10 protein-coding genes are annotated in these 10246 nt (G+C 72.8%); 3 read left to right on the forward strand and 7 right to left on the reverse strand.

Annotated elements, in window-relative coordinates:
- Positions 1-752 (forward strand): diaminopropionate ammonia-lyase (locus ACZJYS_RS19375; protein WP_493179995.1); only part of this gene is annotated, 752 nt, incomplete at its 5' end.
- Between the two features lie 13 nt (positions 753-765).
- Here ACZJYS_RS19375 and ACZJYS_RS19380 read toward each other — a convergent pair.
- Complete coding sequence (locus tag ACZJYS_RS19380; protein WP_181377959.1) at positions 766-1236, reverse strand: response regulator; 471 nt, start codon at positions 1234-1236, stop codon at positions 766-768.
- 376 nt (positions 1237-1612) lie between these two features.
- Between ACZJYS_RS19380 and ACZJYS_RS19385 the strand changes: the two genes are divergently transcribed.
- Complete coding sequence (locus ACZJYS_RS19385) at positions 1613-2797, forward strand: M20 family metallopeptidase (protein ID WP_493179996.1); 1185 nt, start codon at positions 1613-1615, stop codon at positions 2795-2797.
- 45 nt (positions 2798-2842) lie between these two features.
- Here the strand turns inward: ACZJYS_RS19385 and ACZJYS_RS19390 are convergent, their stop codons facing one another.
- From ACZJYS_RS19390 to ACZJYS_RS19410, 5 genes are all read right to left on the reverse strand, one after another.
- Positions 2843-4417 (reverse strand): hypothetical protein, encoded by a 1575-nt coding sequence (locus tag ACZJYS_RS19390; protein ID WP_493179997.1) that lies wholly within the window; start codon positions 4415-4417, stop codon positions 2843-2845.
- Positions 4418-4547: 130 nt separating this feature from the next.
- Positions 4548-6185 (reverse strand): NAD(P)/FAD-dependent oxidoreductase, encoded by a 1638-nt coding sequence (locus ACZJYS_RS19395; RefSeq protein ID WP_493179998.1) that lies wholly within the window; start codon positions 6183-6185, stop codon positions 4548-4550.
- Positions 6186-6294: 109 nt separating this feature from the next.
- Positions 6295-7431, reverse strand: coding sequence for a DegT/DnrJ/EryC1/StrS family aminotransferase (locus tag ACZJYS_RS19400; protein ID WP_493179999.1), 1137 nt, complete (start codon positions 7429-7431; stop codon positions 6295-6297).
- Between the two features lie 29 nt (positions 7432-7460).
- Positions 7461-8411, reverse strand: a complete 951-nt coding sequence (locus ACZJYS_RS19405; protein WP_493180000.1) for an NAD-dependent epimerase/dehydratase family protein — start codon at positions 8409-8411, stop codon at positions 7461-7463.
- 258 nt (positions 8412-8669) lie between these two features.
- Positions 8670-9038, reverse strand: coding sequence for a RidA family protein (locus ACZJYS_RS19410; protein ID WP_109515169.1), 369 nt, complete (start codon positions 9036-9038; stop codon positions 8670-8672).
- 39 nt (positions 9039-9077) lie between these two features.
- Between ACZJYS_RS19410 and ACZJYS_RS19415 the strand changes: the two genes are divergently transcribed.
- The gene (locus ACZJYS_RS19415; RefSeq protein ID WP_493180001.1) at positions 9078-9794 is read left to right on the forward strand and encodes an exopolysaccharide biosynthesis protein; all 717 of its coding nucleotides are present in this window, start codon (positions 9078-9080) and stop codon (positions 9792-9794) included.
- Positions 9795-9803: 9 nt separating this feature from the next.
- On the opposite strand, the gene ACZJYS_RS19420 is transcribed toward ACZJYS_RS19415, so the two are convergent.
- Positions 9804-10246 (reverse strand): metal ABC transporter permease (locus tag ACZJYS_RS19420; RefSeq protein ID WP_493180002.1); only part of this gene is annotated, 443 nt, incomplete at its 5' end.

Raw genomic sequence — 10246 nt, forward strand, 5'->3', positions numbered from 1 at the left:
GCTTCGGGGCGCGCTGCGTCATCTTCGTGCACGAGCATGTCAGCCAGGGGCGGCGGGATGCCATCGCCGCCTATGGCGCCGAGATCCGCGTGGTGCCGGGCCATTACGACGACGCCGTGCGCGAGGCCGCTTCCGTGGCGGAGCGGGAGGGCTGGTTCGTCGTCTCCGACACCTCCTGGCCCGGCTACACCGAGGTGCCGCGCGACGTGATGCAGGGCTACCGGCTGATGGCGGAGGAGGCCCTCGCCGCCCTGCCCGCGCCGCCCAGCCATGTGTTCATCCAGGGCGGCGTCGGCGGCGTGGCGGCCGCCGTCTCGGTGCAGCTTCGCGCCCGCTTCGGGGAGGCGCCACGCCTCGTCGTGGTGGAGCCGGAGCGCGCCGCCTGCCTGCTGGCCAGCGCCGAGGCCGGGCACGCCGTGGCCGTGCCCGGCGAGCTGGACACGCTGATGGCCGGCCTGGCCTGTGGCGAGCCGAGCCTGCTGGCCTGGCAGGAGCTGGAGCGCGCCGCCTTCGCCTTCATGGCCGTCTCGGACGACAGCGCGGTGGACGTGATGCGCCTGCTGGCCCGCCGCGACCCGCCCATCACCGCGGGCGAGAGCGCCGTGGCGGGGCTGGCCGGGCTGCTGCTGGCGGCCGCCGACCCCGCCGCGCGGGCCGCGCTGGGGCTGGATGGCGGCAGCCGCGTGCTGCTGTTCGGCACCGAGGGCGCGACCGACCCGGCCCTCTACGCCCGGCTGGTGGGAGAAGGCTGAGCCTTCCCCTCCCTTACTGCGCCACCCTCTGGCGCCAGAGGGCGCGCACCGCCTCTTCCAGCTGCCGCATGGCGAAGGGCTTGCCGAGGAAGCCCAGGCCCGGCCGCAGCTCGGGCGGCACCTTCACCGAGGCCTCGTTGTGGCCGGTCACCAGCAGCACCGGCAGGCGCGGATGGATGTTGCGCGCCTCCACCGCCAGCGCCATGCCATCCATCCCCGGCAGGCTGAGATCGGTGAGCATCAACGCCGGGGCAGGGTTGGACCGCAGCCAATCCAGCGCCTCCTCCGCCCGCCCTGCCTCGGCCGGGCTGAAGCCGAGGATCTCGATCATCTGCGCCAGGTTCATGCGGATCAGCAGGTCGTCCTCGACCACCAGCACGGTGCTGCCTTCCGGCCAGCCTTCCTCCCCCGCCTCGCCGGCCGGTTTGCCGGGCGTGGCGGGCGGCGGGGAGGAGGGCGCCGCCTGGAGCGCGGGACGCACCACGCCAGGCACCGCCTCCGGCTGCGGGGAGCGCGGCCGCTGGAGCCCCGCCGTCATGTCCTGCCCAGGCTCGCTGTAAATCCTCACATCGCCCCCGATTGCTTCATGCTTCAATAACCCCGCGACAAGCCGGGCGCGGCGGGTAACGGTCCGGGGCCGCTCCGTGGCGTGCCCGGGACCATGCCCAACCCTGTGCTGCGAACAGCCGGCCGGATCCGTGCCTGGCTTCGCCCCACATGACAGCCGGAGCGGGTCCCGTCCAGGGAAGCCTCGGGAAGGTCGGCCATGCGCCGGCCCACGGGGCTCGTCCCGGGGCGGGCTTCACGCGCGGCGTCAATTTCGCCACCCTGCTCCCCCGGACAGGAGAATGGAGAGGCACATGAGCGCCACCGAGGACAAGATCGCCGCCTGGCTCGCCGCGCGGCAGCCCGAGATGCTGGCCGAGCTGGAGGCGATGGTGAACACCGATGGCGGCAGCTACGACAAGGCCGGCGTCGATGCGGTGGGCGCGCGCATCGCCGATTTCTGCGCCCGCCACGGCATCCGCGTGGAGACGGTGCCGGGCGCGCAGCATGGCGACTGCCTGCGCGCCCTGGTCGAGGGCGGCGAGGCCGCGGCCGGCAGCGGCAATGCGCGCCGCAACATCGTGCTGATGGGCCACCGCGACACGGTCTTCCCCAAGGGCGAGCCGCAGCGCCGCCCCTTCCGGGTGGAGGGCGGCATCGCCACCGGGCCGGGCGTCGCCGACATGAAGGCGGGGCTGGTGCAGAACATGTTCGTCCTCGCCGCCTTCCAGGCCTGCGGCGGCGCGCCGGGGCCGCTGGTCGGGCTGTTCACCGGGGATGAGGAGATCGGCTCGCCCGAGGGCCGGCCGGTGATCGAGCGCGAGGCGCGCGCCGCCCGCGTGGTGTTCAACAGCGAGCCGGGCCGGCCCACCGGCAATGTGGTGACGGGCCGCAAGGGCGGCGTGTTCATGGTGATGGACATCGAGGGCAAGGCGGCGCATTCGGGCGCCAATTTCGAGGCGGGCATCAGCGCCATCGAGGAGCTGGCGCGCAAGGTGCAGGCGCTGCACGCGCTGACCGACCTGCCGCGCGGCATCACGCTGAATGTCGGCCTCGTCTCCGGCGGGCAGAGCGTGAACACCGTGGCGCCCTGGGCGCAGGGGCAGATCGACCTGCGCTACGTCCACCCCGAGGACCGCGACGAGGTGATGGGCCGCATCCACGCCATCGTGGAGCGGAGCTTCCTGCCCGGCACGAAGGCGAGGCTGACGATCAAGGGCGAGTTCCTGCCGCTGGCGAAGAACCCCGGCACCGAGGCGGTTCTGGCGGCCTACCAGGCGGCGGCGGCGGAGAGCGGCTTCGCCACCGAGGGCGAGTTCGCCGGCGGCTGCGCCGACAGCGGCTTCACCGCCGCCATGGGCGCGCCGACGCTCTGCGCCGTGGGCCCGGTGGGCGGCAAGGCGCACAGCCCGGAGGAATATCTGGAGGTGGCCTCGCTGGTGCCGCGCGCCCAGGCGCTTGCCCGCGCCATCCTGAAGCTGGACGCCGCCGGGCTCTGAGCGGGTCCACGCCGGGGGGGAGTGGCTCCCTCCCCCGGCGCCTTCTCAGCCCAGCCCCGCCTGCTGGCCGCAGCCCTCGCCCTGCCGGCGATAGACCTGCAGCCCGTCCACCACGCCGATCTGCCGGTAGCGCGCCCAGACGGCGGCGAAGCCTGGATTGGCCTGGGAGAGGATGGCGGGGTAGTTCATCGCCTCGCCGCGGCGGTCCACCACCACGAGGTCGGGGCAGCCTTCCATGAAGTCCTGCACCACCCAGTGGCGGATCGGCCATTCGGCCGGCGCCTGCCCGTCCTGCCGGGCGCGCCACAGCTCGCCGCGCAGCGCCCACATCGAGTCGAAGCGCGAGGCCCAGGTGACGTTGGTGTCGTTCAGCACCGGGAAGCCGAGGCCGATCCACTCCGAGAAGGCCACGTAGCTGCGCACCTTCTCGCGCTTGATCAGCTTCTCCAGCCGCACCTCGGTGGAGAGGTCGGGCTCGACGGCCAGCACCACGCGCTCGTAGAGGCGGTGGGAGGTCTTCTGCACGTAGAGGGCCAGCGGCACCATCGCCAGCCCCATCAGCGCAGCGCGCCAGCGGATCGGCCGGGCCTGCTGGCGGGCGGCCTCGGCGCACCAGAACAGCAGGGCGAAGACCACCGTCATCATCGCCGGGATGCGGTGGTAGAACCAGTTCTTGCCGTCGAGGAACATGGCGATGGTGGCGGCGGCGGCGAAGGCCGTCAGCACCAGCATGATGCCGGAGGCGGGCGTGCCGCGCGGCGTGCACAGCGTCAGCAGCGCGGCGGTGGCGAGGCCCAGCAGCAGCAGCCAGGATTCCTGCACGAGCTGCCACAGCCCGGTATCGGTGCCGCCATAGAGGGTGACGGCCAGCGGCACGGCGCGCTCGATGAAGGCCGGCTCCAGCACCAGGATGCTGATGACATAGAGCACCGCCGCCAGGAAGGCGATGACCGGGGCGATGCGGATGCGGAAGCCGCGGTGCAGCCAGCCGGCCAGTTCGATGGCGGCGAGGCCGAGCAGGTAGCGCGGCTTCAGCGCGCAGCCGAGCCCGGCCAGCACGCCGCTGCCGATGAGGGCGCGGGGCGAGACGGGCAGCCCCTCCAGCGCGCGGATCAGCAGCGCCAGGTGCGGCAGCACGGCGATGACCAGCAGGTGCTCGCGCTGCGCGAACTCCACCCCCGGCATGGCCAGCAGCACGCAGGAGATGGCCGCGAAGGTGGCGGGCGGCCGCTCGAACACCGGCGATGTGCCGCGCAGCCAGCGCGCGCTGGCCCAGGCGGAGAGCAGCGCGCCCGCCGCCACCATCGGCAGCGCCACCTGCTTGGCCGTCAGCCCCAGCGCGTCGGCGATCATGACCGGCACGGCGCTGAGCCAGATGATCAGCGGCGGGTTGACCTCGACGAGGTCGACATACAGCTCCTGCCCGCGCAGCCATTGCCGCGCCACCCAGAGCAGCCAGGCGACATCATCCTTCATCGGCGCGCGCAGCAGGGTGAACAGCACCACCGCCAGCGTGACGCCGACGACACCCAGGCTCAGCACCGTCAGCCGCGTCTCGGGACGCAGCCGGCGGCGGACGGGAGCGAGGTTATGCGGCGCTCCCGGAAGGCTGTGACTCACGCGAATCCCCCTCGAACCAGCCCAGCGGCACATTTCTCAGGATGGGCTCGCATTCCGGTGAGATTGCGGCAAGGGCTGCCACAAAGCGACAGCGTGACCAAAAATTCATGTTGATTTTCAGGCCACAACCTCAGGCTGCGCGCGCGGCGGGTTCCACCCCCAGGAGGCTGCGCGCCACCGCCTCGGCGGTCTTGATGCCGTCCACGCCCGCCGAGAGGATGCCGCCGGCATAGCCCGCCCCCTCGCCGGCCGGGAACAGGCCGCGCGTGTTCAGGCTGTGGCCGTCGGCGCCGCGCTTCACCCGCACGGGCGAGGAGGTGCGCGTCTCCACCCCCGTCATCACCGCGTCCGGCCGGGCATAGCCGCGGATCTGCCGGTCGAAGGCGGGCAGCGCCTCGCGGATGGCGGCGATGGCGTAGTCGGGCAGGCAGGCGGCGAGATCGGTCGGCGTCACGCCCGGCTTGTAGGAGGGGATGACCTCGCCCAGCGTGGTGGAGGGGCGGCCGGCTAGGAAGTCGCCCACCGTCTGGGCCGGCGCCCGGTAGTCGGCGCCGCCGGCGTGGAAGGCGGCCTCCTCCAGCCGGCGCTGCAGATCGATGCCGGCCAGCGGCCCACCCGGGTAGTCCTCCGGCGTGATGCCGACGACGATGGCGGCGTTGGCGTTGCGCTCGGCCCGCGAATACTGGCTCATGCCGTTGGTGACGACGCGGCCCGGCTCGGAGGCCGCCGCCACCACCGTGCCCCCTGGGCACATGCAGAAGCTGTAGACCGAGCGGCCATTGGCGCAATGGTGCACCAGCTTGTAGTCGGCCGCGCCCAGCGTCTTGTTGCCGGCGTGCTCGCCGAAGCGGCAGCGGTCGATCATCCCCTGCGGGTGCTCGATGCGGAAGCCGATGGAGAAGGGCTTGGCCTCGATATAGACGCCGCGCGCGGCCAGCAGGTCGAAGGTGTCGCGCGCGCTGTGGCCCACCGCCAGCACCACGTGGTCCGCCTCGATGACGCTGCCATCGGCCAGCGCCACGCCGCGCATGGCGCGGGTGCCGTCCGGCGCGGTGTCGATCAGCAGGTCGGTGACGCGGCTCTCGAAGCGGTACTCGCCGCCAAGCTCCTCGATGGTCCGGCGCATGCTCTCGACCATCGTCACCAGGCGGAAGGTGCCGATATGCGGCTTGGAGACGTGCAGGATCTCCTCCGGCGCGCCGGCCTTGACGAACTCCTCCAGCACCTTGCGGCCGTGGTGCAGCGGGTCCTTGATCTGGCTGTAGAGCTTGCCGTCGGAGAAGGTGCCGGCGCCGCCCTCGCCGAACTGCACGTTGGATTCCGGGTGCAGCACGCCGCGCCGCCACAGGCCCCAGGTGTCCTTGGTGCGCTCCCGCACCACCTTGCCGCGCTCCAGGATGATGGGGCGGAAGCCCATCTGCGCCAGCACCAGCCCGGCCAGCAGCCCGCAGGGCCCGGCGCCGACCACCACCGGCCGGCGCGTGAAGCCCGCCGGCGCGTGGCCGACGAAGCGGTAGCGCATGTCCGGCGTCGGGTTCACATGTGGGTCGGCGGCGAAGCGGCGCAGCAGCGCGGCCTCGTCCCGCAGCAGCAGGTCCAGCGTGTAGATGAGGTGGATGGCGCTCTTCCGGCGCGCGTCGTAGCCGCGGCGGAAGACGTGCAGGTGCAGCAGGTCGGAATCGGGAATGCCGAGGCGCGCCAGCGCGGCCTCGCGCAGCGCCTCCGGCGCATGGTCCAGCGGCAGCTTCAGTTCGGTCAGTCGCAGCATCGGGAGGTTGTTATCCACCAGGGTGAGCGAAGGCGCGCTGTATAGCGCGCCCGCCCGGCGCGGAGGAATGGCCTCCCCCGCACCCCTCCCCTTCCCGGGCCGCCGGGCTTCAGCCGGCGGCGACGCGCAGCGCGGCGCAGACCGTCTCCACCTGCGCGTCGGTCAGCTCGGGGTAGATCGGCAGGCTGAGCACCTCGCGGCTGGCCACCTCCGTCTCGGCGCAGCCGGCGGGGCCGGTGGGGGTGCGGCCGCGGTAGGCCTCCTGCTGGTGCACCGGCACCGGGTAGTGGATGCCGGTGGCCACGCCCAGGGCGCGCAGCCGCGCCGCCAGCTCGTCGCGCTCCGGGCTGCGCACCACATACTGGTGGAACACATGGATGTCGCCCGCCCGGCGGAAGGGCGGCGCCAGCGCGGTGCCGGCCAGCGCCGCGTCATAGGCGGCGGCGATGCTCTGCCGGCGGGCATTGCTGGCCGCCAGCAGCGGCAGCCGCACCCGCAGCACGGCGGCCTGGATCTCGTCCAGCCGGCTGTTCACGCCGACGCTGTCCGAGAGGTAGCGGTGCTTCCAGCCATACTGCCGGATGGCGGCGATGCGCTCGGCCAGCGCCTCGTCCGGCGTGGCGAGGATGCCGGCATCGCCCAGCGCGGCCAGGTTCTTGGTCGGGTAGAGGCTGTAGGCCGCGGCGTCGCCGAAGGTGCCGAGCATGCGGCCCGCCTGCATCGCGCCATGCGCCTGGGCGCAATCCTCGATGACATGTACGCCCGCCGCGCGGCAGGCGGTCATGATGCGGGCCATGTCGCAGCCCTGGCCGTAGAGATGCACCGGAATGACGGCGCGGATCGGCGGCAGGCCCGGCGGCGGGTCCTCCAGCACGGCGGCCAGTTCGTCCGGGTCCATGGTGAAGGTGTCGGGGTCGATGTCGAGCAGCAGCGGCGTGGCGCCCACCATCTCGATCGCCGCCACGGTGGCGACGGCGGTGTGCGAGACGGTGGCCACGCTCATGCCGGGCCCGATGCCGAGGCCGCGCAGGATCAGCATCAGCGCGTCCGTGCCGTTGGCGCAGCCCACGGCGCGGGAGAGCCCCGCCCATTCGGCGAATTCCCGCTCGAAGGCGGCGCATTCGGCGCCCAGGATGTACCAGCCGGAGCTGAGCGCGCGCGAGAGCGCCGCGTCGATCGCCGGCTGATGGGCGCGGTAGGCGGCGCCCGGGTCGGCCTGCGGAACGGTGATCACGGGCATGTCCATCTGCCCTTCTCCTTGGAGCGTATCGCCAGTCAGAGGTAATCGTTGAGACGCGGGCGGAACCAGTCGAGGCTGCGGCGCAGCCCCTCCGGCAGGGTCACGGCCGGGGCCCATCCGGTCGCGCTGCGGAAGCTCGTGTCGTCGGCGTGGAAGCTGCCGATGTCGATGGAGGCGCGCTCGGCGGGGAATTCCCGCGTCACGTAGCGGCCATCGCCGCCATTGGCGGCGATGGCGGCCTCGGCCAGCTCGGTGAGGGAGACCGGGCTGGCGCCGCCGAGGTTGAAGGCGCGGCCGGCGCAGGCGGGGGTCTCGGCCGCCACCAGGAAGGCCGCCACCACATCGTCCAGGTAGGCGAGGTCGCGCAGCTGGGCGCCGCCCCACACCTCGAAGGGCTCGCTCTCCAGCAGGCGGCGGAACCAGATGCCGAGGAAGGTCTGCCGCGCATCCTTCACCCGCAGCCGCGGGCCGTAGCAATTGGTCAGCCGCAGCGAGACGACGGGGCGGCCCTGCACGCGGCCTTCCATCAGCCAGTACTGCTCGCCCGCCAGCTTCGAGACGCCATTGGCGTCGGGCGGGTTGATGGGGTGCTTCTCGTCCACCGGCAGGTAGTGCGGGCGTCCGTAGAACTGGCGGGTGGAGGCGTGCACCACGGTGGCCTTGGGCGCCCCTGCGCGCAGCGCCGCGATCAACCGCAGCTGCGCCGTGGCGTTGATGGCGAGGTCGGTGAAGGGGTCGGCCATGCTGCCGGCATGGCTGGTCTGGGCCGCCATGTTGAACAGCACGTCGATGCCCGCGACATGCGGGGCGAGGTCGGCCTCGCGCAGGTCGGCCTCGACCAGCCGGACGCCGCTCTCCGCCAGGTTGGCGCGGTTGGCGCCACCCTCGGGCAGCAGCGCGTCCAGCGCCGTCACCTCGGCGCCGAGCCGGCACAGGGCGTGGCACAGCCCGCTGCCGAGGAAGCCCGCGCCCCCGGTGACCAGCACGCGCCGGCCTCGCCAGAAATCGGCGCGTCCCCCGGAGGGGGCAGAGGCGGAAACGGGGCCGGCCGGAACAGGCATGGGGTGATTCTCTGTCAGCGGAAGGCAAGGCTGGCCGGGGATTGCGGCGGAAGCGGGGCCGCGCCATGGCAGCATGGCCCCGGTTTCCGCCCCAGCCGCTCCCCGGCCATCGGCACGGCGGGGACGTTCACATTTCCGCGATTGACGCGCAAGCGCCACCTGCCGCCGGGTGCGAGTCTGCCGTCAGCGTGGCGCCAGGGCCACGCCGGTGATCTCCACCTTCCAGCGCGGATCCACCAGCGCGCCCTGGATGGTCATGCGCGCCGGCTTGTGCCCGCGGTCCAGCCAACGGTCCCAGGCGCGGTTCATGGCGGGGGCGTCGGCGATGTCGGCCAGCACGATGTTCACCTGCAGCAGGGCGCGCTTGTCGGTGCCCGCCTCGGCCAGCAGCGCGTCGATCTGCGCCAGGATGTCGGCCGTCTGCCCCTCGGCGTCGAGCGAGGCGTCGTCGGCCACCTGGCCGGCCAGGAAGACGAAGCCATTGGCAACGGTGGCACCGCAGAGGCGTTCCTCCTCCGCCAGCCGGCGGATGGGCGTGTTCGTCTCGTTCATGGGCAGGTCCTTCTCGAATCGGATGGGAGAAAGCGTGGCATGGGTGTGTGGATGCGGCGAGAGGTGGCGGCCGGGGACGGCGACGGCCCGTCCCGGGCCCGGCGTGGCCTCAGCCGCGACCTGATCGCCCGCGCCTTCCAGGGCACGATGCGGCGGCGCCCCACCGTGCCGCAGCCGCCCCCCTGCAACCTCGGCGGGCTGCTCGACTGCATCGAGGAGGCCTGCGCCAACGCCGAGACCGTCTCCGGCCAGGCGATCCTGAACCAGATCGGCCAGCGCTCCTTCGGTGCGCTGCTGCTGCTGCCGGCGATCATCGTGGTCTCGCCGCTCTCCGGCATCATCTTCCTGCCCACGGTGATGACGGTGATCATCGTGGCGATCTGCGGCCAGATGCTGCTGGGCCGGCGCGAATTCTGGGTTCCCCGCGCCGTGACCGGACGCAGCGTGCCCTGCCGCCGGGTGCATCAGGCGCTGGGCTTCCTGCGGCCGCCGGCGCGGATCATCGACCGCGTGCTGAAGCCGCGCCTCGTGGCGCTGACGCAGGGGGTGGGCACCCACATCATCGCGCTTGCCTGCCTGCTGCTGGCGCTGCTGATGCCGCCCATGGAGATGGTGCCCTTCACCACCAGCATCGTGGCGGGCGTGATCAGCGTCTTCGCCCTGGCGCTGGTCTCCAATGACGGGCTGATGGCGCTGCTCGGCTACGGGCTGAGCCTGGCGCTGGTGGGCACGCTGGGCAGCCTGTTCCTGTTCTGAGGGGGCGGCTCAGCCCGTCAGGTGCGGCCGGCGCAGCAGCCGGGGCAGGATGCCGTCCACCGGCCCGGCCAGGGCGGACAGCACCCAGACGCCGCCTGCCACCAGCACGATGGACGGCCCCGTCGGCAGGTCGAGGTGGTAGGAGAGCAGCAGCCCGCTGAGGCTGGCGGCGAGCGCGATGCCCACCGCCGCATAGGCCATGCCGCCGACGCTGCGGCCCCAGTGGCGGGAGGCCACGGCGGGCAGCATCATCAGCCCCACCGCCATCAGCGTGCCCAGCGCCTGGAAGGCGGCCAGCACGTTCAGCACCACCAGCACCAGGAACAGCAGGTGCCACAGCCCGCCCCGCGCCCTCGCGGCGGCGGCGAAGCCGGGGTCGAAGCATTCCAGCACCAGCGGCCGCCAGGCGAAGGCCAGCGCCAGCAGCGTCAGGCTGGAGATGCCGGCCATCA

It is taken from the genome of Roseomonas sp. TS2, assembly GCF_058833935.1.